The sequence below is a fragment of the Citrobacter sp. U14242 genome, assembly GCF_046555775.1.
Taxonomy (GTDB): Bacteria; Pseudomonadota; Gammaproteobacteria; order Enterobacterales; family Enterobacteriaceae; genus Citrobacter.
The window spans coordinates 96,307-122,916 of sequence record NZ_JBKGLW010000005.1 but is presented as its reverse complement, the minus strand read 5'-3'; the positions used below and the strand labels follow the sequence as shown (position 1 = coordinate 122,916).

Genomic DNA, 26,610 nt, shown 5'->3' with positions numbered 1-26,610 from the left:
GTTATTTGATGTAGTGCACGTGCTCGCAGATTTCTTCCACGATCGGATCCCGGCGTTCAGCGAACAACTTTTTGTTTTCAGCGATCAGGTTATTGCCGTGGGTGTCGATGGAGACAATCAGCGGGCCGAACTCTTTTACCCGGCATACCCACAGAGATTCCGGCATACCCAACTCCGTCCAGTGCACTTCTTCGATCTCTTCAACCTGGGTTGCCGCGACGACTGCACAGCCTGCCGGGAAGATCACGTGCAGCGCTTTGAATTGTTTGCAGCCTTCTTCCGTCAACGGCCCCATACCGCCTTTACCGACCACCAGTTTCACACCTGTTTGCTCAATGAACTCTTTCTCAAAGGCTTCCATACGCATGCTGGTGGTTGGGCCAACGGAAACCATCTCCCATTTTTCACCGTTCTTACGTACGATTGGACCTGCGTGGAAAATGGCTTTGCCGCTCAGGTCATACGGTATCGGGCGCTTAAGTTCGATCAGGCGGCGGTGGCACACGTCGCGACAAGTCACCAGCGTACCGGTCAGGTAAATCACATCGCCAACGCGGATGTCTTCCAGATCTTCGGCTTTGATCGGGGTTGTCAGGATCTTTTTCATAACGCGCTCCGGGTGTGAGACAGATTTTCGAAGGAGAGGTCAGCATGAACCAGCAGCGTGCCGCGACGGTGCGCCCAGCAGCCTGTAGAGACGGCGACGCCGATAGTGGAGGGATGGCGTGCGGCAGATTCGATATGTACGCCCATTACGGAGCTATTCCCGGTCAACCCTTGCGGGCCAATGCCCAGACGGTTAAGCCCCTCTTCCAGGCGCAGTTCCAGTTCAGCCGCTTTCGGGTTCGGGTGACGTGACCCGATAGGACGCAGTACCGCTTTTCGTGACAGCACGGCCGCGGTTTCTACCGAGGTAGCAATACCGACACCGACCAGTACCGGCGGGCAGGCGTTGACCGCCAGCGTTGAGATATTTTCGAAGACAAATTTCACTACGCCTTCGTAGCCTTCAGAAGGCATTAACACTTTGGAACGTCCCGGTAGCGTACAGCCACCGCCCGCCATGTAGACTTCGATTTCTGCATCGTCGCCGTCAGGGATGATATCCCAGGTGACCCATGGCACACCGGTGCCGGTATTTTTACCGGTATTCACTTCGTCAAAAATCTCGACCGCGTTATGACGTAGCGGCGCTTTGACGGTCGCGTCTTCAACGGCTTGTTTCAAAATGCTTTGCAGTTCGCCCAGCAGCGGAAAGCGGGAGCCGACCTTGACAAAGAACATGATTTCGCCGGTGTCCTGACAGGCCGGGCGATTCAGGTCGATAGCCTTCTGCATGTTGTCAAACATGGTGTGGTAAATGATTTTACCCATTGGTGACGTTTCACCTTCGCGTAGCTGTTTTAATTTATCTACGACGTCATCGGGCATGCGGGTAGAAATCATGGCGGTAAAATTCGCGACAATGTTAGTCAGCGTGTTTATCGCATTTTGGTTATTTTGTTCGCTCATTATGCTAACTCCAGTTCTTTTATTTATCTGGAAATAAATTCTCCGGCACAAACTACCACTAAAAATGTGGCTTTATATTATTTGCCACTGTGAATATCCAATTAACAGTTCGTGAATGATGTCCAGATAAGGCAATAAAAATTGCGCAAGGGCAGGGTTTAATTCGTATCAGAGAATTACACTGCGGTTAACAACATCACGGATATACTGAACATGCTGAACACTTATCCCCTGGCGAAAGACCTGCAGGTGCTGGTTGAGATTGTTCATAGTGGCAGCTTTAGCGCAGCCGCCGCGACGCTTGGACAAACGCCTGCGTTTGTGACAAAACGCATTCAGATCCTCGAATCTACGCTGAGCACGACACTGCTTAGCCGCTCTGCACGCGGCGTGGTATTAACGGAAAGCGGGCAACGTTGTTATGAACATGCGCTGGAGATCCTTGCCCGTTATCAGCATCTGGTGGATGATGTCACACAAATCAAAACGCGTCCGGAAGGGATGATTCGTATCGGCTGTAGCTTTGGGTTTGGGCGGAGTTATATTGCTCCTGCTATTACTGAATTGATGCACAGCTATCCTGAATTACAGGTGCATTTTGAGCTTTACGATCGGCAAATTGATTTAGCTCAGGATAATATCGATCTGGATATTCGGATTAATGATGACATTCCTGATTATTATATTGCGCATTTGTTAACGAAAAACAAAAGAATATTGTGTGCCGCACCGATATATTTACAAAAATATGGCCTGCCGATGACGTTACAGGAATTAAGCCATCACGATTGCCTGGTAACGAAAGAGCGCGATATGACCCACGGGGTATGGGAGCTCGACAATGGTCAGGAGAAAAAAACGGTTAAGGTAGCAGGGCACCTCTCGTCCAACAGCGGTGAGATAGTGCTGCAGTGGGCGCTGCAAGGAAAGGGGATTATGTTACGCTCCGAATGGGATGTGCAGCCGTTTCTGCGCAGCGGCGAGCTGGTTCGCGTACTGCCAGACTACGCGCAGAGCGCCAACATTTGGGCGGTTTATAAGGAGCCGCTGTATCGCAGCGTTAAGTTACGTGTGTGCGTGGAGTTTCTGGCAACGTGGTGTCAGCACAGATTGGGGAAGCCTGTTGAGGGGTATCAGATTCCACAAGCCGGATAAGACGCGCTAACGTCGCCATCCGGCAAGAAAATCACTCAGGGTCTTTTTCGCGCTTTTTCTTTAGCTTGGTCCAGATTTTTGTCTCCTGACGACGCCACAGACGCTGGATGTTGTCATGGTGACGCAGCAGAATTAAGCATGACAGCATGGAGACCGGGAAGGTGAACTGAGGGTTGAACCACCAGACGTAGAACGGCGCAATCAGCGCGCTGACGATAGCGCCTAATGATGAATAGCCGCTCAGCAGGACGGTTAGCAGCCAGGTACCGGCCATTACGCCAGTAAGATCCCAGCCAATCGGCGCAATCGCGCCAAAGGCGGTGGCTACGCCTTTTCCACCTTTAAAACCGAAAAATATCGGCCAAATATGCCCCAGGCAGGCTGCGATAGCGATCAATCCCAACCAGAAGGGACTGACGCCTAGCGCGTATGCCCCCCAGACGGGTAACATACCTTTCAGGACGTCGAAAATCAGCACGGCGACGGCGGCGCCTTTGCCTCCAATTCGCAGCACGTTTGTCGCGCCCGGATTCCCAGAGCCGCTTGCACGCGGGTCCGGCAATCCAGCGAGGCGGCATACCAGAATGGCACTGGAAATTGAGCCGCAGAGGTACGCGAAGATGATCATTCCAGGCGCGATTGCACTCATAAGCTGTTCCGTTTTGAAAATGTCGTGTAAAACGCTACTTCTGTGGATAATACGCATATTTCGCCGGAAGTGGTATCCGGGTTAGCCAAAAAGCAGGCAGGTCGTGATGGATATTGTATTTATAGAGCAACTTTCAGTAATCACCACTATCGGTGTTTATGACTGGGAACAAACTATCGAACAAAAACTGGTGTTCGATATCGAAATGGCATGGGATAACCGTAAATCTGCCAAAAGTGATGATGTCGCTGATTGCCTGAGCTATGCTGATATTGCTCAAACCGTTGTTAATCATGTGGAAGGTGGGCGTTTTGCTCTGGTAGAACGTGTGGCGGAAGAGGTGGCAGATCTCCTGCTTAGCCGCTTTAATTCCCCGTGGGTACGTATCAAGCTCAGCAAGCCTGGGGCGGTAGCCCGGGCGGCAAACGTCGGCGTTATCATCGAGCGTGGCAATAATCTGAAAGAAAATAATTAACTTAATAATATCTAAACCAAACAGGTATAAAAGAGTCCTGACGTCGGCTCTTTTTTGCCGTGCTTTTTCTCTTTCGTTAGGGGTTTATTGATGAGTGATATGCACTCGCTGCTGGTAGCGGCAATTTTGGGTGTGGTCGAAGGGCTGACGGAGTTCCTACCCGTTTCCAGTACCGGCCATATGATAATTGTTGGCCACCTGTTAGGTTTTGAGGGCGATACCGCAAAAACGTTTGAAGTCGTGATCCAACTGGGTTCCATTCTGGCGGTCGTGGTGATGTTCTGGCGACGTCTGTTTGGTTTAATTGGCATTCACTTTGGTAAGACCCCGCATGAAGGAACCGGGAAGGGACGGCTGACGCTGGGGCATATCCTGTTAGGGATGATCCCGGCGGTGGTACTGGGATTGATTTTTCACGATACCATCAAATCACTGTTTAACCCGGTCAACGTGATGTATGCGCTGGTGGTGGGGGGCGTGCTGCTGATTGCCGCAGAATGCCTGAAACCAAAAGAGCCGCGTGCGCCGGGTCTGGATGATATGACTTACCGCCAGGCGTTTATGATTGGCTGCTTCCAGTGTCTGGCGTTGTGGCCGGGTTTTTCCCGCTCCGGGGCGACCATTTCCGGCGGTATGCTGATGGGGGTGAGCCGCTATGCGGCATCTGAATTCTCATTCCTGCTGGCGGTACCGATGATGATGGGCGCGACGGCGCTGGATCTCTACAAAAGCTGGTCGTTCCTGACCGCATCAGATATTCCGATGTTTGCTGTCGGCTTCGTGACGGCATTTGTTGTGGCGCTGGTGGCGATCAAAACTTTCCTGCAATTGATTAAACGGATCTCGTTTATTCCCTTTGCGATTTACCGCTTTATTGTTGCTGCCGCGGTTTACGTCGTGTTCTTCTGATTACTTACTGTGGTGCCGGATGGCGGCGTTCCGCCTTATCCGGCAACGCATTGTCTACACTTTCGGGCAACGCTGCTCCTTCCAACTGGCCACTGCTGCAATGCGACGTCGGGTCAGTTCCTCGCGAATTGCCGATCCTTTAAAACCAGCCTCGACAACCTCTTTTGTGGGTACCGCTTGTGCAACCAGCCAGGCTTCGCGCAGCAATCTGCCCTGCGGATAATCTGCTGCTTCGAAACCCGTTCGACCACGTACGTCGGCCTCGCTGGTCAGGGCGATTTGTTCCACACGTTGTGGTTTACGCCAGGCGTCAATGGAATCAAACAGCTTCACGATGGTTTTGGGCTGCAGAATCGGGAAGGTATGAATCAGATCGTGAAATTCGGCTACCAGTTTGGCTAAGTCGCGGATGTCATTAGGCACGCGCATGCGTTGGCACAGTTGTTCTACCAGCTTAACGCCTGCCGGGCCGTGACCATGGTGGCGCGGCCAGAGTGTTTTGGGTGTCAATGCCTTACCGAGATCGTGGCACAGCGTGGCGAAACGCACGTCGACCTCCGGGCTTAACATGGCCGCCATCGACAGCGTCATCAGCGTGTGAATGCCGGTGTCGATTTCCGGATGCCATTGTGCGGGGGCTGGAACGCCAAACAGGGCATCTACTTCCGGGAACAGCACGCACAGGGCATCGCAATCGCGCAGGACCTGGAAAAATACCTGCGGATTACGGGTGGTTAAGGCGCTTTCTGTCTCTTTCCACACGCGTTCTGGCGTCAGGTGTTCCAGCTCTCCAGCGGCGGCCATGTTGCGCATCAGCATCATGGTTTCATCAGCAACACGAAAGCCAAGGTGTGCATAGCGGGCAGCAAAACGCGCCACGCGCAGGACGCGCAGCGGATCTTCACTAAAAGCAGGGGATACATGACGCAACAAACGATTTTCCAGATCGCCACGACCGTTATACGGATCGATAATCTCTCCGTCGTCGTCACGGGCCAACGCGTTGATCGTCAGATCCCGGCGCTGTAGATCGGCTTCCAGCGAAACGTCCGGCGCGGCATAACAGGTGAATCCAGTGTAACCTGAGCCCGATTTTCGTTCGGTGCGCGCCAGCGCATACTCTTCCCGGGTGCGAGGGTGGAGAAACACGGGGAAATCGCGACCGACCTGCTGATAGCCCGCGTCAAGCATCTCCTGCGGCGTGGCGCCGACAACGACCCAATCTTTATCTTTAATCGGTAGCCCTAATAACGCATCCCGAACAGCACCACCGACCAGATAAATCTTCACGCCACATTCCTTTTGAAAAAATTATCCCTTAATCATATGTCAGTGTGGCGGAGAAGGCGATTCAGTTCATCCAGCGATCTTTGCGTTTACGGCTTGGGAGCATATGCGGAAGAACCAGGCCGAGCAGCAGACCGAGTCCCAGCACGCCGCCGCCATACATGAACCATTGCATGATGATAGTACGTTGCTTGTCATCAAGCTGCAGGTTAGCGGCGCTGACTTTCTTTTGCGCCACAATAAGCTCGTTCTTCAGCTTCTGGTTTTCTTCCTTCAACCCGTCGATCACGCTGTCGCTTTGCGATACTTTTTGCTGCATATCGGCGGTGCGTTGATTCCAGGTGGTATCGATATTATTGAGCTTATCGGTCAGTGTCTTAACCTGGTTTTCCAGGTCGGGTACACGGGTACGCAGGCTTGGCGTACTGTTCAGCTCTTTAAGTGGGATCCACGCGGTACGTCCAGTGCTGTCTTTCACCTGGGCGTAGTTGGTGTTGGCGTCAGTCTGTAAAAGCGTTACTTCCTCGCCGGCGTTAACCGTGCCCACGAGGCGATAATTATCTCCCGGACCGCTGCGGACCCAGGTATTCAGTTCATCAGAGACATAGCGCTTCTCTTCGGCATGAGAGACTGCAGTGGCGCTAAGTGCGAGTAAAGTTAATCCAATCAGGCGTAATTTTGGCATCAGGCTGTCGTTATTGTCATAGAAAAGTGGAACGATAGTAGTGGCATCAGTGTCTCTACGCAAAGCATTCGACATCAATCGGAATCATCTGTGTCCTTTTTGCCACCACTCGAAACTTTTACGCCCGTCAAATTGCTCGTTGCATGGCAATTTGGCGCAAAATACTATCTACTGACAATCAAGAATGCACTTAGTTCGCAGTCTGTTTACTCAACTGTGACATAACCCATAAGTACAAGAACATGGCCCAGGAAATCGAATTAAAGTTTATCGTCAATAGTGATGCTGTAGATGCGCTACGTGAACGTCTGAATACATTGGGGGGAGAGCATCACGCCCCCAGCCAGTTGCTGAATATTTACTACGAAACCCCGGATGCCTGGTTGCGAGGCCATGATATGGGGCTGCGTATTCGCGGTGAGAACGGTCGTTATGAAATGACCATGAAAATTGCCGGACGGGTAACGGGCGGTCTGCATCAACGACCAGAATATAATGTCGCCTTGAGCGCGCCGGAACTGGATCTCACCCAGTTTCCTGCTGAGGTTTGGCCCAATGGTGAACAGCCAGCCGATCTTGCCTCTCAGGTGCAACCGTTGTTCAGCACCGATTTTTACCGCGAGAAATGGTTGGTTGATGTCGACGGCAGCCGGATTGAAATCGCTCTCGATCTGGGGGAAGTGAAGGCCAGCGAGTGTGCAGAACCCATCTGCGAGCTTGAACTTGAGTTGTTGAGCGGCGATACCCGTGCGGTACTGAAGCTGGCAAGTCAGCTGGTGTCACAAACCGGTTTACGCCTGGGCAGTCTGAGCAAGGCGGCTCGTGGTTATCATCTGGCACAGGGGAACGCGCCGCGTGAAATCAAACAGACGGGCATTCTGAAAGTCCCTGCGAAAGCGAGCATTGAGCAAGGACTGGAAGCGGCGCTGGAACTGGCATTGTCGCAATGGCAGTATCACGAAGAGTTGTGGGTACGTGGTGTTAAAGGGGCGAAAGCCGGCGTGTTGGCTGCAATAGGGTTGGTTCGCCACGTCCTGATGCTCTTTGGTGGTAATGTTCCGCGTAAAGCGAGCGCTCACTTACGTGATTTGCTGACGCAGTCGGAAGCGACAATTGCTGCGGATGTTTCTGCCGTTTCGGCAGTTTATAGTACGCAAACGGCTATGGCTAAACTGGCACTTACCGAATGGCTGGTAACCAAAGGGTGGCAAACGTTCCTGGATGCGAAGGCGCAGGGAAAAATTACCGACTCCTTTAAGCGTTTTTCTGACACCCATCTTTCACGTCATGCCGCTGAACTGAAAACGGCTTTTGCTCAACCGCTGGGCGATCAGTACACTGATCAACTCCCTCGTCTGACGCGAAATATTGATAGCATTCTGATGCTGGCTGGATACTACGATGAGAATGTCGCATCGGAATGGATTGCCAACTGGCAGGGGCTGCGTCATGCCATCGAAACCCGCCAACATATTGAAATTGAACACTTCCGTAACGAAGCGATCTCTCAGGAACCATTCTGGCTACACAGCGGTAAACGATAATCAGGACCGAGGCCAGGATGCCTGATGGCGCTGCGCTTATCAGGCCTACGCGATGGGTGTAGGTGTCATGTAGGCCGGGTAAAGCGAAACGCCGCCATCCGGCACTATTCAAAGGATAACCCGTAGATGAAGCAGCTCTCTTCACCGTTACAGCAGTACTGGCCGACCGTTGTTGAGCGGCTGCCAGCAGCAATATCTGAGTCTTCACTTAGTGTGCAAGCGAAGTCAGTGCTTACATTCAGTGATTTTGTTCGCGACAGTGTGATTGCCCATCCTGAGTGGCTGGTGGAACTGGAAAGTGCCGCGCCACTGGCTGATGAATGGCAACACTATGTCACCTGGTTACAGCAAGCGTTGAACGACGTCAGTGATGAAGCGACGTTGATGCGTGAACTTCGCCTGTTCCGCCGTCGCATTATGGTGCGCATTGCCTGGGCGCAGACGCTGTCGCTGGTGGCTGAAGAGAGTATTTTGCAACAGCTAAGTCACCTGGCGGAGACGCTGATCATTGCCGCACGTGATTGGCTGTATGACGCCTGTTGCCGTGAGTGGGGAACGCCCTGTAATCAGGATGGCACCCCACAACCGCTGCTGATTTTAGGGATGGGGAAACTCGGTGGCGGCGAGCTGAATTTTTCTTCCGATATCGATCTGATTTTCGCGTGGCCGGAACATGGCTCGACGCAGGGCGGGCGGCGTGAGCTGGATAACGCGCAGTTCTTTACCCGTATGGGGCAGCGGCTCATCAAGGTGTTGGATCAGCCAACAATGGATGGGTTTGTTTATCGGGTAGACATGCGCTTACGTCCGTTTGGCGACAGCGGTCCGTTGGTGCTGAGCTTCTCCGCGCTGGAGGATTATTACCAGGAGCAAGGGCGCGACTGGGAACGCTATGCAATGGTAAAAGCACGTATTATGGGCGATGTCGACGGTACTTATGTCAGCGAGCTTCGCGCCATGCTACGACCGTTTGTCTTCCGTCGCTACATCGATTTCAGTGTGATCCAGTCCTTGCGTAACATGAAAGGAATGATTGCCCGTGAAGTTCGCCGTCGCGGTCTGAAGGACAACATTAAGCTAGGTGCGGGCGGTATTCGTGAAATTGAATTTATCGTTCAGGTATTCCAACTGATCCGCGGCGGGCGTGAGCCTTCTCTGCAATCCCGTTCGCTTTTACCGACACTAAGCGCCATCAATGCGCTGCATTTGCTGTCTGATACCGATACGGAACAACTGCGGACGGCCTATCTCTATTTACGCCGCCTGGAAAATCTGCTGCAGAGTATCAATGACGAACAGACCCAAACGCTGCCGGGCGATGAGCTGAACCGGGCAAGACTGGCGTGGGGGATGCGTGTCAATGACTGGCAGCAACTGACCGATGTGCTGGCGGCACATATGAGTAATGTGCGTCGGGTGTTTAATGAGTTGATTGGCGATGACGACAGCGAAACCCAGGAAGAGTCGCTGTCGGAACAGTGGCGCGAGCTGTGGCAGGATGCGTTGCAGGAAGATGATACTACGCCAGTGCTGATGCATCTGGCGGATGATGATCGCCGCCGTGTGCTGACGCTGATCGCCGATTTCCGCAAAGAGCTGGATAAGCGCACGATAGGCCCGCGGGGGCGTCAGGTGCTGGATCATTTGATGCCGCATCTGCTGAGCGATGTCTGTTCCCGCGATGATGCTTCCGTGCCGCTGTCGCGTATTACTCCGCTGCTGGTGGGTATTGTCACTCGCACGACTTATCTGGAACTGCTGAGCGAATTCCCAGGGGCGCTTAAACACCTGATTTCGCTGTGCGCTGCTTCACCCATGGTGGCCAGCCAACTGGCACGCTATCCGCTGTTGCTCGATGAACTGCTGGATCCTAACACGTTGTACCAACCCACGGCGACTGACGCCTATCGCGATGAGCTACGTCAGTATTTGCTGCGGGTACCGGAAGATGATGAAGAGCAGCAACTGGAAGCCCTGCGTCAGTTTAAGCAAACGCAGTTGCTGCGTATTGCGGCGGCTGATATCGCCGGGACGCTGCCCGTCATGAAGGTAAGCGATCACTTAACCTGGCTGGCGGAAGCCATTATTGATGCCGTAGTTCAGCAGGCGTGGACGCAAATGGTCGCCCGCTACGGGCAACCAACGCATCTTGGCGATCGTGAAGGCCGTGGTTTTGCCGTTGTTGGCTACGGCAAACTGGGCGGTTGGGAGCTGGGTTATAGCTCCGATCTCGACTTGATCTTCCTGCATGATTGCCCGATGGATGTGATGACGGACGGCGAACGTGAGATTGACGGGCGGCAGTTCTATCTGCGCCTGTCGCAGCGCATTATGCATCTTTTCAGTACCCGCACCTCATCTGGTATTTTGTATGAAGTGGATGCACGGCTGCGTCCGTCCGGTGCGGCGGGAATGCTGGTGACCTCAACAGAAGCTTTCGCTGACTACCAACGTAACGAAGCCTGGACGTGGGAGCATCAGGCGCTGGTGCGGGCTCGTGTGGTGTACGGCGACCCGCAACTAACCTCTCAGTTTGATAGGGTGCGGCGCGATATCATGACGCTCGCCCGTGATGGAAAAACGTTGCAGACAGACGTGCGTGAAATGCGTGAGAAAATGCGCAGCCATTTAGGCAATAAACATCGCGATCGTTTTGATATCAAAGCAGATGAAGGTGGTATCACCGACATTGAGTTTATTACGCAATACCTGGTGCTGCGCTATGCCCATGAAAAACCCAGGCTGACGCGCTGGTCGGATAACGTGCGCATTCTGGAATTACTGGCGCAAAACGACATTATGGATGAACAGGAAGCGCTGGCGCTTACCCGCGCTTACACAACGCTGCGCGATGAACTTCACCATCTTGCCCTGCAGGAACTTCCGGGCCATGTCGCGCCGGAGTGCTTCAGTGCTGAACGTACGCTGGTGCGTGACAGCTGGCAGAAGTGGCTGGTTGCCGAGTGAAGTATGCTATTATCGCGCGCAAATTTTAAGACCCTCAGAGAATCTCTCAGGAGACAGGAATGAAAGTAACGCTGCCAGAGTTTGAACGTGCAGGAGTCATGGTTGTCGGTGATGTGATGCTGGATCGCTACTGGTACGGCCCTACCAGCCGTATCTCCCCAGAAGCGCCGGTCCCGGTGGTAAAAGTGGATACCATTGAAGAACGTCCCGGTGGCGCAGCAAACGTGGCGATGAACATTGCCTCCCTGGGAGCGAATTCGCGTCTGGTGGGGCTGACTGGCATTGACGATGCGGCGCGTGCACTCAGTAAAACACTGGCGGATGTAAACGTAAAATGTGACTTCGTTTCCGTGCCGACGCATCCGACGATAACCAAGCTGCGCGTGCTTTCCCGCAACCAGCAGTTGATTCGCCTGGACTTCGAGGAAGGCTTTGAAGGTGTGGATCCGCAGCCACTGCATGAGCGTATCAATCAGGCACTGGGCTCTATCGGTGCGCTGGTGCTGTCGGACTACGCCAAAGGTGCGCTGGCAAGCGTTCAGCAGATGATTGCACTGGCTCGTAAAGCTGGGGTTCCGGTACTTATCGATCCGAAAGGGACCGATTTTGAACGTTACCGCGGCGCGACACTGTTGACGCCGAATTTGTCCGAATTCGAAGCGGTCGCGGGTAAGTGCAAGAGCGAAGATGAACTGGTTGAACGCGGCATGAAGGTGATTGCTGATTTCGGGCTTTCTGCATTGTTAATCACGCGCTCCGAACAGGGAATGACGCTGCTGCAACCGGGCAAAGCGCCATTGCACATGCCGACGCAAGCGCAGGAAGTGTATGACGTGACCGGTGCGGGCGATACGGTTATCGGCGTGCTGGCAGCGACGCTTGCCGCGGGTAATTCGCTGGAAGAGGCGTGCTATTTTGCTAACGCGGCTGCGGGTGTCGTGGTCGGTAAGCTGGGGACGTCCACCGTTTCGCCTATTGAGCTGGAAAACGCCGTGCGCGGTCGGGCTGATACCGGCTTCGGCGTGATGAGTGAAGATGAGCTGAAGCAGGCTGTCGCCAGCGCCCGTAAACGTGGTGAGAAAGTGGTGATGACCAACGGTGTCTTTGACATCCTGCATGCGGGCCATGTCTCCTATCTGGCAAATGCGCGCAAGCTGGGTGACCGTCTGATCGTCGCGGTTAACAGCGATGCGTCCACCAAACGTCTGAAAGGCGAAACTCGCCCGGTTAATCCGCTTGAACAGCGCATGATCGTGCTGGGTGCGCTGGAGTCCGTCGACTGGGTCGTCTCTTTTGAAGAGGATACTCCGCAGCGTCTGATTGCCGGTGTTCTGCCGGATCTGCTGGTAAAAGGTGGTGACTATAAGCCGGAGCAGATTGCGGGCAGCGAAGAGGTATGGGCGAACGGCGGTGAAGTGCTGGTGCTGAACTTCGAAGACGGCTGCTCAACGACCAATATCATCAAAAAGATCCAGAAAGACAGCGATAAATCGTGAATGTTGGAGAGGCATCGAACATTTCGTTTCGGTGCGCATCTCGATGTTGACGCTGCTGTTTTTTCGACCTAAAGTAAAAGAATAAGGGTGAGAGGGGATTTCTCCCCCCTCTGATTGACTGTTAGTAAGTGGGGAAACTTATCAGTAACAGCACAACCAGTATGATGACGAGCTTCATCATAACCCTTTCCTTATTAAAGCCCCTTGCTGACAAGGCGATTGTTGGTGAGTGTCCATGCAGGCACAAGGGCTTTCTCATCTCGATTTTCTATTGCTGGATCGGCTACGCAAAAAGAGCTTTTCCTGGAAGGCTGAACGTAGAACTGTCCGTGAACGTAATCCAGTCGTTGAACTTCATTACTGGTTCAACGCTTATTCCCTCAAATTTCGTGGAAAAGTGTGAAGCAGGGCCCTTATTTTGCGCACATAATGTACAGAACAGCTTCGCGTATAGAGAAATACTGAAATCAGAAAAAGCATATGGCCTTAACAGATATTCAATAACTGGAGGGTATGCTCATGAACAGCAATATGTATTCACTGAACAATTTCGATTTCCTGGCCCGGAGTTTTGCCAGAATGCAGGCTGAGGGCCGACCCGTTGATATTCAGGCTGTAACTGGAAATATGGATGAGGAACATCGCAGCTGGTTTTGCAAACGCTATGTACTTTACTGCCAGCAGGCAACAGAGGCGAAAAAATTAGAACTGGAACACTAACACATTAACGGGCCTTGCGGCCCGTTGTCGTTTTTATACTTGTGGATCAACTGGCGGGATTGCGGGCGCAGGCTTCACTTCAGCCGTTTTCTCACGCGCTTCAAGCTCAGTCAGACGTTGCTCAAGCAGCGCCAGTTTTTCACGGGTACGCAGTAAAACCTGGGTTTGTACGTCAAACTCTTCGCGGCTTACCAGATCCAGACGCGTCAGCTGCGACTGCAGCGTTTGGCGAATTTTCTTCTCGACGTCTTCGCCAAACTCCCGGATCCCTTTCGGCATCGACTCGTGAACCTGACGAGCAATCTGCTCAATTTTTTTCGGGTCAATCATTATGGTTTCCCTGAACTGGTACGTGTTGCTGCCTATTGTAGTGCGAACTGCCCCAGGCATAAACCAGAATTGTGTGAAGCTAAGTCGAGTAAAGGCGTTGATGAAGGTAATCAATAGCGTTATAGTTAACCCGCTTATTCTCAGGGCGGGGCGAAATTCCCCACCGGCGGTAAATCAACGAATGTTGAAAGCCCGCGAGCGCTTTTTGTTACGGCAAAAAGGTCAGCAGATCCGGTGTAATTCCGGGGCCGACGGTTAGAGTCCGGATGGGAGAGAGTAACGATCCAGTCGGGCATGGACCCGCTCACGTTATTTTTTTGCCGCTTTGACGGCACTCCTAAGACTGCCCTGATTCTGGTAACCATAATTTTAGTGAGGTTTTTTTACCATGAATCAGACGCTACTTTCCTCTTTTGGTTCACCTTTCGAACGTGTTGAACATGCGCTTGCTGCGCTGCGTGAAGGACGCGGTGTGATGGTGCTTGACGATGAAGACCGTGAAAACGAAGGTGATATGATTTTCCCGGCAGAAACCATGACGGTTGAACAGATGGCGCTGACCATCCGTCACGGTAGCGGTATTGTTTGCCTGTGCATCACTGAAGACCGACGCAAACAGCTCGATCTGCCTATGATGGTGGAAAATAACACCAGCGCTTACGGTACGGGTTTTACCGTGACCATTGAAGCTGCAGAAGGTGTGACTACCGGTGTTTCCGCAGCAGACCGTGTCACTACAGTTCGCGCGGCGATTAAAGATGGCGCTAAACCTTCCGATCTGAACCGTCCGGGTCACGTATTCCCGCTGCGTGCTCAGGCTGGTGGTGTGTTAACTCGCGGTGGTCACACCGAAGCGACCATCGATCTGGTGACGCTGGCTGGTTTTAAACCGGCTGGTGTACTGTGCGAATTGACTAATGATGATGGCACCATGGCGCGTGCGCCGGAGTGCATCGAATTTGCCGGTAAGTATAATATGGCGGTGGTTACTATTGAAGACCTGGTGGCTTACCGTCAGGCGCATGAGCGTAAAGCCAGCTAATTGCTGACTACCGCGATAACCGTGGTAGGGATAAAAAAACCGAAGTCAGTTTTCTGGCTTCGGTTTTTGTTTTTTACTCCGATTATTCGGTTCTGGCCAGTTTTGAAGCCCAGGCACCGCTCATCACCAGCAGCAGCATTAAACACAAACCAAAGGCGAGCAAGCAGGCTTGTGCCATATTCATGAACTGCCACGGTGGCAGCAGATACCAGCCTTCAGACTGTTGATACAGATCGACAAACCACTTCTGCATGTTGCTGAGCACCACGCCATCAGGAACAATCGGGGCGTCATACCCGCAGTCTCCGGTAGGCTTAAACCATTCCGGAGCCCAGTCTGCCAGCGGCAAATTGAACGGGAAGGTTGGGTCAGTTGAACATCCCTGCACGCCAAAGAGTGAATCCGGGTCTGGGTTGTGTACCGCATGATGAATGTCATTAAGTTTTATCGAGAACTTAATACCCGAGAGGCTGCCGTAAAAGGCCATGACGCAGCCAGTCAGCTTCAACACCACGTTTTTAGGGTTTACCGCTGCAATAAGCCCGCCAAAAACCATCACGAACATGGCAAAGCGAATGTAGACACATTGCTCGCAGGGGGCCATGTAGAGATAGATTTGAAAGAACGAGTGCGCCAGGATAATCAATCCCCCCATTGCACAAGCCATCAGCAACCACAGAAAGCGTCGTTCCTGCCATCTCACCAGAGTATCAACTGGCGTAGTACGTAAGTCTCGCCACAATCTTTTTATGAAAGCCATAGCCGGGTCCCTGTTTATTTTGCTGCCAGCTCTCTGATAAGCTCAGCCATGGAATCAATGGATTTGATACTTTTGGTATAGATCAGGTATTTACCATTGACGACATAGGCCGGGACGCCCTGAATTTTGGCGACATCATACGCCGCTTTCCATTTCTCCAGCGTTTGCTGAACGGCGGGGTCTTGCAGCGCGGCGTCAAAATCCGCCTGACTTATTCCTGCTGCATCCAGACCCGTTTTGATGAATGCGGCGGGATCTTTACCGTCTGACCAACGCTCTTTCTTGTCGTGATAGGCTGCGTAATAAGCGAACTTGGCTTTTTTGAACTGTGATTTGGCATCAAACAATGAAATACCTGCCGTCTGGTCCCTGGCAATCATTACGGCAAAGACTTCACTGGCCTGTTTGCCATACTCCCCTTTTGTTTCCAGATGAAATGGTGTGAAAGTGACGACATCGGCGACTTTGTCTGAAACGGGTCCTGTTACCGCTTTGTCGTATTTGTAGCAGAACGGGCAGGCGTAGCTGAATACTTTAATCAACGTCTTATCCGCGTTGGGAATCGGTTTTTCCAGCACTATATAGTCAGTGCCTTCGGTAAACGCCGATGCAGCAAATGATGAGGCAAGTGCAGCGGTTAATACCATGCATTTAAATAATGAAGTGATCCATTTAGATGACATAATTAATCCTTAATCTGACGTGATTATTTAAACATGTGCTGTGGGTGAACCAGCAATGCACGGTAGTGAGTTTGGTTTGGCTTATCGGACAGGACATTAATTTCAACTTTGACTTCTTTTGTTTTGTAGTCAATTTCGTTGATTTTGCCGATGGTTGGCTGTCCAACGTCGAATAAATTAATTGAACCGCCAAATCCAAACATGGTATCGCGATCTTTTTGATATTCGATTACTGAAGTGATAGGACTATAAAAATCGTAGCCGCGTTCTTTGCCGTATTCCCAGATTTGCTGGACGGTGCCTTTTTTCTCGTCAATTTTATATTCGACGAAACGGGAGTATTTCATCGTTGGCAATGCTGGTTGTTCGAGCCCACGACCATCTCCATTGTCAAAGACAGTTAATGTCCCCTTGCTGGAAAGCCAGGCGGTGTGTTGGGTGTAGGTAAAATCGAAATCGGTATTTTCGCACTTGCCGTTTTCGTTACATTTTAACGCGTTGCCTTTACCATCAACCGGTTTTAACAGCTTACTTGCCAGCGCCTTATTCCAGCCTTTAGACGGTGCCAGAATCCACTTCACTTGCTTATCACGACCGATTTTAACGACGCCCTGATGGCGGGAAGAGAGAATAATGGAGTCGTCTTTGGCATCATAGGCGATAGAGTTGACGTGAGCCCAGTTACGGCCAGCGCCCACGCCGAGGGCGTCGCCGTATGGTGTATCGGGCTCCAGTTTTGCCTGCTGGCCTGCGTGCGCGAGGTCGACATTAACGCACACCGCACCGGCGTCTAATGCACCCAACAGGGCATCCCGCAGCGGGTCGAGAATTTTTGTCAGGTCCCAGACGTCAACAACCCGACCCGATTTATCAACTTCGAGGATTTGGTCACGAATAGTATGTACATGCATGCCATCTTCTTTACGGTAATTACGCTTACCTACACGCAGTAATACTGTGCCTTTAACTGTTTCGATAGACTCATGCGTAGCATCAAGGAATCCGCGTGGCAGTTTATGATTTTCCAGTACCTGTCCCAGCATATCGAATTCATACCAGTGTTGCCCCTGTACTGCGGTAAACGTTCCGCGTGGCGTTTCGCGAATCCCCATCAGGTAACCACGTTTATTGATATCAACATCATGACCGTCATAGAACGTCTCTTGATCCAACCACCAACGGTACTCGCCTTCCGTGTCGACAACGAAAGTAAACGGAGCGATGTCAAAGGGGAGCGCGCCTCCGGCCGGACCTGCATCAAGAATGCCGGCATTTTTGTCTTTTTCACCGTGCCAGTGAAGATCTGAACCCTGAGAAGTAAAGGTGTGGGTATTTACCATATACAGGCGGTCTTCAAAGCCAGGCGCGACCTTAACAACGTTTGTTTGCTGTAAATCGGAAATAGAACGATTATCCATATAGTGATTAACGATGGCGGATGTCTGCACCACGTAATCTTCTTTTATGGCTTTGCCATTTTCGTTATATTCAACAGTAACCTTATTAGCGAATTTTTGATAAAGACCAAAAATAGGCACGCCGTCATAGGTTGCTAACGATTCTTTGCCAACGGTATAAGTTACGGGAACCCCTCTCTCACCTTTACCGTGGACGGTGACTTTAACATCTGAAATAACGTGGCTGTCTAATTCAATCAGGGCGGTAAGTGGCGCATTTCCATAAGGGTCAACAATTATTGCTCCTAACTTTCCTGCGGGTTGGGCAGGTTGAAAACCCGCTGCAAAAGAATTTACGGCGGTTAACCCGCATGTCAGGGCGATAGCGCCAACGAGGAGTGTTTTACGGTATTGTTTAAGCATGGATATATCTCCTTATATTACTTATAAATATAATTTATGTGAATGAAATATATTTCCTGAAGCAATAATTAAATGATATCTTTCGAGTGCTTGTTATAAATAAATGTATTTATTGGTTTGGAATATATAAGTTATCAATGATTGGTGTTTTTATTTCTTTTTGATAGTAGGTTGGGGGTATTTCCAGAACAATAATTATTATTCTGTAGTGTGATCCTTTCGACATTGTTTTATTTCTAATACACGTTTTGCAATTGGCGTTAGCTATTGATTTATATGATCGAAATCATATGTTTGTTTCTGAATTGTGCCACTATAGTGGTAGGTTGAAATAAGATTATGTGAAATTTTAACGTTAAATGTTTAATGATGTTAAATTTTAAGGGTGAAAGAATGTTTATTGCCTGGTATTGGATGGTATTAATTGCACTGGTTGCTGTGGGTTATTATTGCCATATGAAGCGTTATTGTCGGGCATTCCGGCAAGACAGAGATGCCTTACTCGAGGCGCGAAATAAACTATTTCGTCGCTCTGGCGAAGATAGCAGCGTGATTAAGGAACAGAAATAGTCTTTCACTTTCTGCTATGGATGAGCGGATGCTGTTAATTAGCAGGGGGCATCCGCCCTTTGAATTAACCAATTCCCATGGACTGGAGGATGACGAGGCTTAACCCCATCACCGACATACCACAAAGTACCCCATAGCTGGGATTATTATTCGGGTCGATCTCTTTTGCCAGCGGCATTAGCTCGTCGACGGACAGCGCCACCATAATACCCGCGACAGCCGCCATTATTGCCGCCATCACGACCGGCGAGATGAGACTTCCCAGAATTAACCACGCCAATACACCACCCAGAATTTCTGCCATGCCCGAGATTCCGGCCCAGAATATCGCCGTACGTTTGGACCCCGTTGCCGCATAGACCGGTCCCGCAACGGCTAGTCCTTCAGGAATATTGTGTAATGCGACGGCAAGAGCAATACCAAAGCCCAGTTCGAGGTTGCTGCTGGCGGTAACAAACGTCGCAATCCCTTCCGGGAAGTTGTGCAGGCTGATGCCGAGCGTTAATAAAATCGCGGTACGTTTAATGGAGCCGGGAAGCGGCTGCTTTGTTTTCTGTACCAGATCCTGAGGGTGCGCGTGCGGCAATAGACGATCCAGACCAAAATAGCCCAGCAAGCCAACGATAAACATTCCGTAGCCCAGCACTGGCGACATGCCTTCAGCAGCCAGCGCGGCAGGGAGCATCTCCATCAGGGAGATCAGTAACATAATTCCGGCGGCGAAGCCTAAAGAAAAGGCGAGAACGCGGTTGGAGGGCTTTTGCCCTAACACGCCGAGAAATGCGCCGATAAATGTGGCGGCGCCTGCCAGTAAAGTCAGAAGTAAAGGTACTGACATCGACAAATAAAACTCCTTATCAATCTACTTCTCGGACCAGATCTTCAAAATAACTGATGATCTTCATCATGGTTATCTGAGTTCTTCATCAGCCAAATAAGCGTATTGTGGTGATATCAAAATGACTCCCTCAGTAAGGATATCATCATGTCTTCAACTCGTATGCCAGCATTGTTTTTGGGCCACGGTAGCCCGATGAATGTTCTGGAAGATAACGTTTATACCCGTGCCTGGCAGCAACTGGGGGAAACGTTGCCGCGCCCGAAAGCCATTGTGGTGGTCTCGGCACACTGGTTCACTCGTGGGACAGGTGTGACGGCGATGGAAGCGCCTAAAACGATCCACGATTTTGGCGGTTTTCCGCAGGCGCTGTATGACACCCATTACCCGGCTCCAGGCTCACCTGAACTGGCGCAGCATCTGGTTGACCTGTTGGCTCCGGCGCCTGTTACCTTAGACAAAGAGGCGTGGGGTTTTGACCATGGTTCATGGGGCGTGCTGATCAAGATGTACCCGAACGCGGATATCCCGATGGTGCAGTTGAGTGTCGACAGCACTAAACCTGCGGCCTGGCATTTTGAAATAGGCCGCAAGCTGGCAGCGTTGCGCGATGAAGGCATTATGCTGGTGGCCAGTGGCAACGTGGTGCATAACCTGCGTACAGCACGCTGGCACGGTGAGAATACCCCCTACCCGTGGGCAACCTCATTCAATGATTATTTGAAAGCCAACCTGACCTGGCAGGGACCGGTTGAACAGCATCCGCTGGTGAATTATCTCGAGCATGAAGGCGGATCATTGTCGAACCCGACGCCGGATCATTTCCTGCCGCTACTGTATGTTTTAGGCGCATGGGATGGTAAAGAACCTGTAACAATCCCGGTCGATGGCATTGAAATGGGTAGCCTGAGTATGTTGTCAGTTCAGGTGGGATAAATACGTCGGCCCGGTAAGCGTGAGCGCCACCGGGCACAACAGATTTATTCGACAAAAATATGCGGATAGAAGCGTGAGAGATCCTGGGTGATCAACGCTCTGTCTTCACGAATGCCGATCCCGGCGGGTTGATCGTTAATCAGCCAGCTGCCGATCAGCATGTAGCTGTCGCCAAACTTCGGCAACTGATGGAACTGCTGCACGATCATGCCTTCTTCACCGTATGGCCCTTCCACTGCTTCGATCGTTTTACCGTTCTCAATGATGGAAACGTTAGCCCCTTCACGCGAGAAGATCGGCTTCACGACAAACTTATCCATCTGCGGATAGTCGTCTTCGGCGAAATATGCTGGTAGCAGATTCGGATGATCCGGGAACATTTCCCACAGCAGTGGCAACAGTGCTTTGTTGGAGATAATGCTCTTCCAGGCCGGCTCCAGCCAGCGAACGCCAGCGTCTTCCAGCTTGGTGGAGAACATTTCACGCAGCATAAACTCCCACGGATAGAGCTTGAACAGGTTGGCAATGACCTGATCCTGCAGATCCGTGAACTGACCTTTTTCACCGAGCCCGATATCTTCGACATAGAGAAATTCAGTGGCAATTTCAGCCTCAGCCGCGCAATCCTGCAAATACTGGATCGTTCCCCGATCTTCGACCGTATCGCGACAGCAGGTCAGGTGCAGCAGCTGAAAACCGTACTGCTCGCGCAGCTCAGTGAAACGTTCTATCAGCTTTTCCTGCAGACTGTTGAACTGATCGCTGCCTTCCGGCAGGTTGCCCGCATTGAGCTGATCTTCCAGCCAGATCCACTGGAAAAAAGCAGCTTCATACAATGAGGTTGGCGTATCGGCGTTGTTTTCTAACAGCTTAGGCTCGCCCGTACCGTCCCACGCCAGATCGAGACGGGAATAAAGCGACGGCTGCTGTGTCTGCCAGGACTGGCGGACAAAACCCCAGGTATGCTTCGGAATACGAAACTTAGTCATTAGCTCGTCGCTGGCGATGACCCGCTCCACCACTTTGAGGCACATCTGATGCAGCTCAGCGGTGACGTCTTCCAGCTTTTCGACCTGAGCAAGCGTGAGCTTATAGTACGCATCTTCACACCAGTACGGCTCGCCGTACATGGTGTGAAAGTTGAAACCGTATTCGGTGGCTTTGTCGCGCCAGTCCGGGCGCTCAACAATACTGACTCTTTCCATAGGGATCAGCCACCCATCGAACGTGTCGTGGTGCCGCTGGCGCTACGTTGCATGGTGCTCTGTTTAGCCACCGACTCACCAAATCCGCCGCGCGTAACGGTAGACGTTGTGGCGGGTTTTGGCGCCATCGCGGTTTTCGGCACGGTCATGGTGCGGCCCGGTGTGGCGGCACCGTAGTTTTTACCGCTGGCATCCGTATATTTGCCATATGCCGGGCTTGCCGGGTTTTTCGAGCTGAACAGCGGTTGCTGCGCGCCCATGCCGCCGCCCATCATCCGGCCCATCATGTAACCCGCCATCAGCGGCATCCAGAAGCTGCCACTGCTTTGATTCTGCGCCTGAGCCTGACCTTCGCCCGTAGGCGCCATTCCTGCCTGGGCAGGTGCCTGCTGGCACTGACCTTCACCGAACTCGGCAATACAGTCTTCGCGCGTGGCGTATTTTGGCGCCGTGCGTTCAGCTTCTTTCAGTGCGTTGTTGAATGCGGTAGTACATTCAGCGCTTTTACCCGGATTCGCCGCAGAGCAGTCGTCCGCATTCTGATAAAGCGAAACTGTTTCGTCACTCTTTTCACAGCCTGCCAGCATAAAAACAGCGGTCACAGCCAGTGCGACAGGAGTCAGATGGCGTGCGCTCCAGCTTTTGCGGAACGACGCGTGATGTATAGATTTTGTCCGTTTCATTTATGTCTTCCAGGACCAGTGGTAAATACTGTTCAGAATAGAGGATGACTGGTCGAAATTGAAGCGGGAAGAGGCGAGAATGCGGGAGAAGGGGCGGATCTTTACGTTGTCTTACGTTCAGACGGGGCCGAAGCCCCGTCATCAACATCAATTACGGAACGGGTTGTTGCCGTTACTGCTGCTGGTTGTACGTGCTGCTGCCGGTTTGACCGCCGGAGCCGCACTGTTCGCGGTATATCCGTCCGCTACGGCGTCTTGCTGGGTGTTTTCCGGCGCAACGGCGTCAGGCGCGGTGGAAATAGGTTTGCCCAGCGTATTGTTCAGCGCCACCAGATCCTGCTCGTTCAACGTACCGAGCGCAGACTTGATGTTTAACTGGTTGATCAGATAGGTATAACGCGCGTTAGCTAACTGCTGCTTGGCGTTGTACAGCGTGGTGGTGGCATCCAACACGTCCACGATGGTACGTGTACCGACGGAATAACCCGCTTCCATCGCGTCAAGGGAGCTTTGCGCAGAGACAACGGCTTGTTTGTACGCATTGATGCTACTGATAGACGCATTAATGTTGTTGAATGACGAACGAACGGTCTGCACTACGCTGCGGTGCGCGCTTTCCAGCTGTTCACTCGCGCCTACAAAGTTGTACTGTGCTTGTTTCACCTGCGAGTTAACCATCCCGCCCTGGTACAGCGGCAGCGAGAAGTTCAGACCAATTTTATTCTGGCCCTGGTTGCTGTCGTCATAGCGTGTGCCGGCATCGCTGGCACGAGTTTTAGATCCACTGTAAGAGGTATCAGATACACCGGTAGAGGCGGTTAGACCCAGCGTCGGCAGATGACCGTCCTGCGCCAGACGAATTTGCTCACGCGCCAGATCCTGGCTTAAACGCGCCTGCAGTAAGGTCAGGTTACGGTTTTCTGCTTCTTTCAACAGCGAATTCACCGCCTGCGGTTTGTTGGTTTTAAAACCATCAACATTCAGCGAGGCCAGTTCCGGGTAGTAATTGCCGGTGACCTGACGCAACTGTTCAACGGCGTTGTCCAGGTTATTACGCGCGGTAACTTCGTTCGCCAACACGGTATCGTACTGTGAACGGGCGTTTTGTACGTCAGTGATGGCAACCAGGCCAACGTTAAAACGCTGGGTTGTCTGATCTAACTGACGATAGACGGCATCTTTTTGTGCCTGGGTATAAGAGAGCACGTCAATCGCGTTCAATACGTTAAAATAGGCCGTGGCGGTATTCAGGATCAGCGTTTGCTGATCGGTCTGATAGGTCACGTCCTGGATGCCTGCTGATTTTTCTTGCAGCGTCAGGGCACGCCATTTTGACATATCGAACAGAGTCTGAGTCAGGCTTAACGAAGCACTTGTCGCGTTGGAGTTAACGCCATTGGCATCACGAAAGCCATTACTGTAGGTGTAATCGGCACCTAAACCCAGTTGCGGCAGTAAAGGACTACGCGCTTCGTTAATTTTTTCGAATGCAGCATCGCGATCGGCGGCGGATTTACGTAATTCCGGGTTGCTCAGGCGTGCTTGCTGATAAACCTGCATCAGGTTTTCTGCCTGGCTCAGAGTACTGAACCCCGACAGGCTCAGGCCGATAAGGATGGGGAGCAATTTCTTCATTTGCATTCCTTGTTGTGAAGCAGTATTTAGCGCTGATCAAATTGTAAAAATAATTGCTGATTCTAGCAGAATCCGCCACTTCAAAAAGTTGGCGTTACGTGCCATACGGCGTTAATTTGCATCAATTTAACACAAGGGCGCTCAAACAGCAGTCAAACGACCTTGAAATTCACACTTTAATCACTATTGGTACCAGGACAGCACAATGCGTAAACCAGACAACTTGCCAATGACATTCACTAAAAATGATGTAGAAATTATTGCACGAGAAACACTATACCGCGGTTTTTTTTCACTGGATCTTTATCGCTTCCGTCATCGCCTGTTTAACGGTGGTATGAGCGGTGAAGTAAAGCGTGAAATTTTTGAGCGCGGACACGCGGCAGTCTTGCTACCCTTTGACCCTGAGCGGGATGAAGTTGTGCTGATTGAACAGATCCGTATCGCGGCCTATGACACCAGTGAAACGCCGTATCTGCTGGAAATGGTAGCCGGAATGATCGAAGAAGGCGAAACCGTTGAAGATGTGGCCCGCCGCGAAGCAATGGAAGAAGCCGGACTGGATGTGAAGCGGACTAAGCCCGTGCTGAGCTATCTGGCAAGCCCGGGCGGCACCAGTGAGCGCCTGTCCATTTTGGTAGGTGAAGTGGACGCTTCGACCGCAAATGGTATCCACGGTCTGGCGGATGAAAACGAAGATATTCGTGTTCATGTGGTGAGTCGGGAGCAGGCTTATCAATGGGTAGAAGAGGGGATAATCGACAACGCGGCTTCTGTCATCGCCTTGCAATGGTTACAGCTGCACTATCAAGAGTTAAAAACTGAGTGGAAAAAATGAAGCGTTACACACCTGACTTCCCTGAAATGATGCGCCTGTGCGAAACCAATTTTTCGCAGTTGCGCCGCCTGTTGCCACGCAATGATGCAGCCGGTGAAACAGTGAGCTATCAGGTTGCAAACGCACAATATCGATTAACGATTGTTGAATCGACCCGATACACTACGCTTGTCGCGATCGAACAGACGGCACCAGCGGTTACCTACTGGAGCCTGCCGTCGCTGACTGTGCGCCTGTATCATGATGCGAGGGTGGCTGAAGTGTGTTCAAGTCAGCAGATCTTTCGCTTCAAAGCGCGGTATGATTATCCAAATAAAAAGTTGCATCAACGCGACGAAAAGCATCAAATTAATCAGTTTTTGGCCGACTGGTTACGGTACTGTTTAGCACATGGAGCGATGGCGATTCCGGTTTATTAGCGTCGTGAAACCTAAGGACACCATTTGGAAAGCCTGTTAACCCTTCCTTTGGCTGGTGAGGCCAGAGTCAGGATCTTACAAATTACAGACACTCACCTGTTTGCCGAAAAGCATGAAACCTTGCTGGGTGTGAACACCTGGGATAGCTACCAGTGTGTACTGGATGCAATACATGCAGAGTCGCCAGAGTACGATCTCATCGTTGCGACTGGGGATTTGGCACAGGATCAATCCGCTGCGGCTTATCAGCATTTTGCTGAGGGCATCGCAAGTTTTCGTGCGCCCTGCGTTTGGTTACCCGGTAATCACGATTTTCAGCCAGCGATGTACAGCGCGCTTCAGGATGCGGGTATTTCCCCCGCTAAACGCATCTTCATCGGTGAACAGTGGCAAATTTTGTTGCTGGACAGCCAGGTTTTTGGCGTTCCTCACGGTGAGTTAAGCGAATTTCAGCTTGAGTGGCTGGAGCGTAAACTTGCCGATGCGCCTGAGCGTAATACTTTGCTGCTTCTGCATCATCATCCTTTGCCTGCGGGCTGCAGTTGGCTCGATCAACACAGCCTGCGTAATGCGGCGGAGCTCGACAACGTGCTGGTGAACTATCCGCGCGTGAAGTATCTGCTCTGTGGGCATATTCACCAGGAGCTGGATCTCGACTGGAACGGCCGCCGACTGCTGGCGACGCCATCAACATGCGTGCAATTTAAGCCGCATTGCGCCAATTTCACGTTAGATACGATAAGCCCCGGCTGGCGTACGCTGGAACTCTTTGCAGACGGTACGTTGCAGACCCAGGTGTGTCGTCTACAGGGAAATCGGTTCCACCCTGATACCGCTTCAGAAGGCTACTGATGTCTACGCTTCTCTATCTTCATGGATTCAATAGTTCTCCTCGTTCGGCGAAGGCGTGTCTGCTAAAAAACTGGCTGGCGGAGCACCATCCGCACGTTGAGATGATTGTACCGCAGTTACCTCCGTATCCAGCTCAGGCGGCAGAGATGCTGGAGTCAATTATCCTTGAGCATGGCGGCGAGTCGCTGGGAATTGTCGGCTCCTCATTAGGAGGCTATTACGCCACCTGGCTGTCGCAATGTTTTATGCTGCCAGCGGTGGTCGTTAACCCTGCCGTGCGGCCTTACGAACTGCTGGTCGACTATCTCGGTCAAAACGAGAACCCCTACACGGGGCAGCAATATGTGCTAGAGTCACGCCATATTTACGATCTTAAAGTCATGCAGATTGACCCGCTGGAAGCGCCGGATTTGATTTGGCTGCTTCAACAAACGGGCGATGAAGTGTTGGACTACCGCCAGGCGGTGGCGTATTACGCCTCCTGCCGTCAGACAGTTATTGAGGGCGGAAACCACGCATTCACGGGCTTCGAAGATTATTTCAACCCGATTGTCGATTTCCTTGGACTGCACAGTTTCTGACGATCAATTCGAATTGCTA

General features: G+C 51.7%; 27 protein-coding genes and 1 riboswitch. Of the genes, 13 read left to right on the top strand and 14 right to left on the bottom strand.

Features of this window, described 5'->3' with window-relative positions:
• Nucleotide 1: 1 nt before the first annotated feature.
• A complete protein-coding gene (ttdB, locus tag ACLJXE_RS09840; protein WP_137382541.1) occupies nt 2-607 on the bottom strand; it encodes a L(+)-tartrate dehydratase subunit beta in 606 nt (201 codons plus the stop codon).
• The gene (gene ttdA / locus ACLJXE_RS09835; protein ID WP_410750850.1) at nt 604-1,515 is read right to left on the bottom strand and encodes a L(+)-tartrate dehydratase subunit alpha; all 912 of its coding nucleotides are present in this window, start codon (nt 1,513-1,515) and stop codon (nt 604-606) included. Before ttdA ends, ttdB begins: the two co-directional genes overlap by 4 nt.
• 210 nt (nt 1,516-1,725) lie before the next feature.
• On the opposite strand from ttdA, the gene ttdR reads away from it, so the two are divergent.
• Complete coding sequence (gene ttdR, locus ACLJXE_RS09830) at nt 1,726-2,667, top strand: L-tartrate utilization transcriptional activator TtdR (protein WP_286629470.1); 942 nt, start codon at nt 1,726-1,728, stop codon at nt 2,665-2,667.
• A 31-nt stretch (nt 2,668-2,698) separates the two neighbouring features.
• Here the strand turns inward: ttdR and plsY are convergent, their stop codons facing one another.
• Nucleotides 2,699-3,316 carry a glycerol-3-phosphate 1-O-acyltransferase PlsY gene (plsY, locus tag ACLJXE_RS09825; RefSeq protein ID WP_286629471.1) on the bottom strand — a complete coding sequence of 206 codons (618 nt, stop codon included), beginning with the start codon at nt 3,314-3,316 and terminating at the stop codon, nt 2,699-2,701.
• A gap of 106 nt (nt 3,317-3,422) precedes the next feature.
• Between plsY and folB the strand changes: the two genes are divergently transcribed.
• Both folB and bacA read left to right on the top strand, forming a co-directional pair.
• Nucleotides 3,423-3,791, top strand: coding sequence for a bifunctional dihydroneopterin aldolase/7,8-dihydroneopterin epimerase (gene folB, locus ACLJXE_RS09820; protein WP_038633959.1), 369 nt, complete (start codon nt 3,423-3,425; stop codon nt 3,789-3,791).
• A 90-nt stretch (nt 3,792-3,881) separates the two neighbouring features.
• Entirely contained in the window at nt 3,882-4,700 is an 819-nt protein-coding gene (bacA, locus tag ACLJXE_RS09815; protein ID WP_410750760.1) for an undecaprenyl-diphosphate phosphatase, read from the top strand.
• 54 nt (nt 4,701-4,754) lie between these two features.
• On the opposite strand, the gene ACLJXE_RS09810 is transcribed toward bacA, so the two are convergent.
• Complete coding sequence (locus ACLJXE_RS09810) at nt 4,755-5,990, bottom strand: multifunctional CCA addition/repair protein (protein ID WP_410750759.1); 1,236 nt, start codon at nt 5,988-5,990, stop codon at nt 4,755-4,757.
• Nucleotides 5,991-6,051: 61 nt separating this feature from the next.
• Complete coding sequence (locus ACLJXE_RS09805) at nt 6,052-6,672, bottom strand: TIGR04211 family SH3 domain-containing protein (RefSeq protein WP_410750849.1); 621 nt, start codon at nt 6,670-6,672, stop codon at nt 6,052-6,054.
• 242 nt (nt 6,673-6,914) lie between these two features.
• Between ACLJXE_RS09805 and ACLJXE_RS09800 the strand changes: the two genes are divergently transcribed.
• The 3 genes from ACLJXE_RS09800 (at nt 6,915) to hldE (ending at nt 12,679) form a co-directional block, all read left to right on the top strand.
• Entirely contained in the window at nt 6,915-8,216 is a 1,302-nt protein-coding gene (locus ACLJXE_RS09800; RefSeq protein ID WP_410750758.1) for an inorganic triphosphatase, read from the top strand.
• Between the two features lie 126 nt (nt 8,217-8,342).
• On the top strand, nt 8,343-11,183 hold the full coding sequence (gene glnE, locus ACLJXE_RS09795) for a bifunctional [glutamate--ammonia ligase]-adenylyl-L-tyrosine phosphorylase/[glutamate--ammonia-ligase] adenylyltransferase (RefSeq protein WP_410750757.1): 2,841 nt from the start codon (nt 8,343-8,345) through the stop codon (nt 11,181-11,183).
• A gap of 59 nt (nt 11,184-11,242) precedes the next feature.
• A complete protein-coding gene (gene hldE / locus ACLJXE_RS09790) occupies nt 11,243-12,679 on the top strand; it encodes a bifunctional D-glycero-beta-D-manno-heptose-7-phosphate kinase/D-glycero-beta-D-manno-heptose 1-phosphate adenylyltransferase HldE (RefSeq protein WP_286629476.1) in 1,437 nt (478 codons plus the stop codon).
• Between the two features lie 121 nt (nt 12,680-12,800).
• On the opposite strand, the gene ibsE is transcribed toward hldE, so the two are convergent.
• Complete coding sequence (gene ibsE / locus ACLJXE_RS09785; protein ID WP_286629726.1) at nt 12,801-12,860, bottom strand: type I toxin-antitoxin system toxin IbsE; 60 nt, start codon at nt 12,858-12,860, stop codon at nt 12,801-12,803.
• A 332-nt stretch (nt 12,861-13,192) separates the two neighbouring features.
• On the opposite strand from ibsE, the gene glgS reads away from it, so the two are divergent.
• Nucleotides 13,193-13,399 (top strand): cell surface composition regulator GlgS, encoded by a 207-nt coding sequence (glgS, locus tag ACLJXE_RS09780; protein ID WP_286629477.1) that lies wholly within the window; start codon nt 13,193-13,195, stop codon nt 13,397-13,399.
• Nucleotides 13,400-13,432: 33 nt separating this feature from the next.
• Here the strand turns inward: glgS and ubiK are convergent, their stop codons facing one another.
• Entirely contained in the window at nt 13,433-13,729 is a 297-nt protein-coding gene (gene ubiK, locus ACLJXE_RS09775) for a ubiquinone biosynthesis accessory factor UbiK (RefSeq protein WP_202037734.1), read from the bottom strand.
• Nucleotides 13,730-13,861: 132 nt separating this feature from the next.
• Nucleotides 13,862-14,011: riboswitch (FMN riboswitch) on the top strand.
• Between the two features lie 106 nt (nt 14,012-14,117).
• On the opposite strand from ubiK, the gene ribB reads away from it, so the two are divergent.
• On the top strand, nt 14,118-14,771 hold the full coding sequence (gene ribB, locus ACLJXE_RS09770) for a 3,4-dihydroxy-2-butanone-4-phosphate synthase (protein ID WP_410750756.1): 654 nt from the start codon (nt 14,118-14,120) through the stop codon (nt 14,769-14,771).
• A gap of 82 nt (nt 14,772-14,853) precedes the next feature.
• On the opposite strand, the gene dsbI is transcribed toward ribB, so the two are convergent.
• From dsbI to zupT, 4 genes are all read right to left on the bottom strand, one after another.
• Complete coding sequence (dsbI, locus tag ACLJXE_RS09765) at nt 14,854-15,531, bottom strand: protein-disulfide oxidoreductase DsbI (protein WP_410750755.1); 678 nt, start codon at nt 15,529-15,531, stop codon at nt 14,854-14,856.
• Between the two features lie 14 nt (nt 15,532-15,545).
• The gene (locus ACLJXE_RS09760; RefSeq protein ID WP_410750754.1) at nt 15,546-16,214 is read right to left on the bottom strand and encodes a thiol:disulfide interchange protein DsbA/DsbL; all 669 of its coding nucleotides are present in this window, start codon (nt 16,212-16,214) and stop codon (nt 15,546-15,548) included.
• 23 nt (nt 16,215-16,237) lie between these two features.
• Entirely contained in the window at nt 16,238-18,034 is a 1,797-nt protein-coding gene (locus ACLJXE_RS09755) for an aryl-sulfate sulfotransferase (RefSeq protein WP_410750753.1), read from the bottom strand.
• 634 nt (nt 18,035-18,668) lie between these two features.
• Nucleotides 18,669-19,442 (bottom strand): zinc transporter ZupT, encoded by a 774-nt coding sequence (gene zupT / locus ACLJXE_RS09750; RefSeq protein ID WP_410750752.1) that lies wholly within the window; start codon nt 19,440-19,442, stop codon nt 18,669-18,671.
• 147 nt (nt 19,443-19,589) lie between these two features.
• Here zupT and ygiD point away from each other — a divergent pair, with 147 nt between their 5' ends.
• Complete coding sequence (gene ygiD, locus ACLJXE_RS09745; RefSeq protein WP_410750751.1) at nt 19,590-20,378, top strand: 4,5-DOPA dioxygenase extradiol; 789 nt, start codon at nt 19,590-19,592, stop codon at nt 20,376-20,378.
• Nucleotides 20,379-20,422: 44 nt separating this feature from the next.
• Here the strand turns inward: ygiD and ACLJXE_RS09740 are convergent, their stop codons facing one another.
• From ACLJXE_RS09740 to tolC, 3 genes are all read right to left on the bottom strand, one after another.
• On the bottom strand, nt 20,423-21,583 hold the full coding sequence (locus tag ACLJXE_RS09740; RefSeq protein ID WP_286629484.1) for a glutathionylspermidine synthase family protein: 1,161 nt from the start codon (nt 21,581-21,583) through the stop codon (nt 20,423-20,425).
• Between the two features lie 5 nt (nt 21,584-21,588).
• Nucleotides 21,589-22,266, bottom strand: coding sequence for a DUF1190 family protein (locus ACLJXE_RS09735; protein WP_316083979.1), 678 nt, complete (start codon nt 22,264-22,266; stop codon nt 21,589-21,591).
• 147 nt (nt 22,267-22,413) lie between these two features.
• Nucleotides 22,414-23,907, bottom strand: a complete 1,494-nt coding sequence (gene tolC, locus ACLJXE_RS09730; RefSeq protein ID WP_410750750.1) for an outer membrane channel protein TolC — start codon at nt 23,905-23,907, stop codon at nt 22,414-22,416.
• 199 nt (nt 23,908-24,106) lie between these two features.
• Here tolC and nudF point away from each other — a divergent pair, with 199 nt between their 5' ends.
• From nudF to yqiA, 4 genes are read left to right on the top strand one after another with little or no spacing between them, the layout of a single operon-like run.
• Nucleotides 24,107-24,739 (top strand): ADP-ribose diphosphatase, encoded by a 633-nt coding sequence (gene nudF / locus ACLJXE_RS09725; RefSeq protein WP_410750749.1) that lies wholly within the window; start codon nt 24,107-24,109, stop codon nt 24,737-24,739.
• Nucleotides 24,736-25,158 (top strand): DUF1249 family protein, encoded by a 423-nt coding sequence (locus tag ACLJXE_RS09720; protein ID WP_005123087.1) that lies wholly within the window; start codon nt 24,736-24,738, stop codon nt 25,156-25,158. Before nudF ends, ACLJXE_RS09720 begins: the two co-directional genes overlap by 4 nt.
• Nucleotides 25,159-25,182: 24 nt before the next feature.
• Entirely contained in the window at nt 25,183-26,010 is an 828-nt protein-coding gene (gene cpdA, locus ACLJXE_RS09715; RefSeq protein ID WP_271442239.1) for a 3',5'-cyclic-AMP phosphodiesterase, read from the top strand.
• Complete coding sequence (gene yqiA / locus ACLJXE_RS09710; protein WP_003024575.1) at nt 26,010-26,591, top strand: esterase YqiA; 582 nt, start codon at nt 26,010-26,012, stop codon at nt 26,589-26,591. Before cpdA ends, yqiA begins: the two co-directional genes overlap by 1 nt.
• Nucleotides 26,592-26,610: the final 19 nt, after the last annotated feature.

What these genes read in the sequence shown, in the direction of transcription:
- ttdB (WP_137382541.1), bottom strand. Translation starts at nt 607, where the DNA reads ATGAAAAAGATCCTGACAACCCCGATCAAAGCCGAAGATCTGGAAGAC.
- ttdR (WP_286629470.1), top strand. Translation starts at nt 1,726, where the DNA reads ATGCTGAACACTTATCCCCTGGCGAAAGACCTGCAGGTGCTGGTTGAG.
- plsY (WP_286629471.1), bottom strand. Translation starts at nt 3,316, where the DNA reads ATGAGTGCAATCGCGCCTGGAATGATCATCTTCGCGTACCTCTGCGGC.
- folB (WP_038633959.1), top strand. Translation starts at nt 3,423, where the DNA reads ATGGATATTGTATTTATAGAGCAACTTTCAGTAATCACCACTATCGGT.
- bacA (WP_410750760.1), top strand. Translation starts at nt 3,882, where the DNA reads ATGAGTGATATGCACTCGCTGCTGGTAGCGGCAATTTTGGGTGTGGTC.
- ACLJXE_RS09805 (WP_410750849.1), bottom strand. Translation starts at nt 6,672, where the DNA reads ATGCCAAAATTACGCCTGATTGGATTAACTTTACTCGCACTTAGCGCC.
- ACLJXE_RS09800 (WP_410750758.1), top strand. Translation starts at nt 6,915, where the DNA reads ATGGCCCAGGAAATCGAATTAAAGTTTATCGTCAATAGTGATGCTGTA.
- glnE (WP_410750757.1), top strand. Translation starts at nt 8,343, where the DNA reads ATGAAGCAGCTCTCTTCACCGTTACAGCAGTACTGGCCGACCGTTGTT.
- hldE (WP_286629476.1), top strand. Translation starts at nt 11,243, where the DNA reads ATGAAAGTAACGCTGCCAGAGTTTGAACGTGCAGGAGTCATGGTTGTC.
- glgS (WP_286629477.1), top strand. Translation starts at nt 13,193, where the DNA reads ATGCTCATGAACAGCAATATGTATTCACTGAACAATTTCGATTTCCTG.
- ubiK (WP_202037734.1), bottom strand. Translation starts at nt 13,729, where the DNA reads ATGATTGACCCGAAAAAAATTGAGCAGATTGCTCGTCAGGTTCACGAG.
- ribB (WP_410750756.1), top strand. Translation starts at nt 14,118, where the DNA reads ATGAATCAGACGCTACTTTCCTCTTTTGGTTCACCTTTCGAACGTGTT.
- dsbI (WP_410750755.1), bottom strand. Translation starts at nt 15,531, where the DNA reads ATGGCTTTCATAAAAAGATTGTGGCGAGACTTACGTACTACGCCAGTT.
- ACLJXE_RS09760 (WP_410750754.1), bottom strand. Translation starts at nt 16,214, where the DNA reads ATGTCATCTAAATGGATCACTTCATTATTTAAATGCATGGTATTAACC.
- ACLJXE_RS09755 (WP_410750753.1), bottom strand. Translation starts at nt 18,034, where the DNA reads ATGCTTAAACAATACCGTAAAACACTCCTCGTTGGCGCTATCGCCCTG.
- zupT (WP_410750752.1), bottom strand. Translation starts at nt 19,442, where the DNA reads ATGTCAGTACCTTTACTTCTGACTTTACTGGCAGGCGCCGCCACATTT.
- ygiD (WP_410750751.1), top strand. Translation starts at nt 19,590, where the DNA reads ATGTCTTCAACTCGTATGCCAGCATTGTTTTTGGGCCACGGTAGCCCG.
- ACLJXE_RS09740 (WP_286629484.1), bottom strand. Translation starts at nt 21,583, where the DNA reads ATGGAAAGAGTCAGTATTGTTGAGCGCCCGGACTGGCGCGACAAAGCC.
- ACLJXE_RS09735 (WP_316083979.1), bottom strand. Translation starts at nt 22,266, where the DNA reads ATGAAACGGACAAAATCTATACATCACGCGTCGTTCCGCAAAAGCTGG.
- tolC (WP_410750750.1), bottom strand. Translation starts at nt 23,907, where the DNA reads ATGCAAATGAAGAAATTGCTCCCCATCCTTATCGGCCTGAGCCTGTCG.
- nudF (WP_410750749.1), top strand. Translation starts at nt 24,107, where the DNA reads ATGCGTAAACCAGACAACTTGCCAATGACATTCACTAAAAATGATGTA.
- ACLJXE_RS09720 (WP_005123087.1), top strand. Translation starts at nt 24,736, where the DNA reads ATGAAGCGTTACACACCTGACTTCCCTGAAATGATGCGCCTGTGCGAA.
- yqiA (WP_003024575.1), top strand. Translation starts at nt 26,010, where the DNA reads ATGTCTACGCTTCTCTATCTTCATGGATTCAATAGTTCTCCTCGTTCG.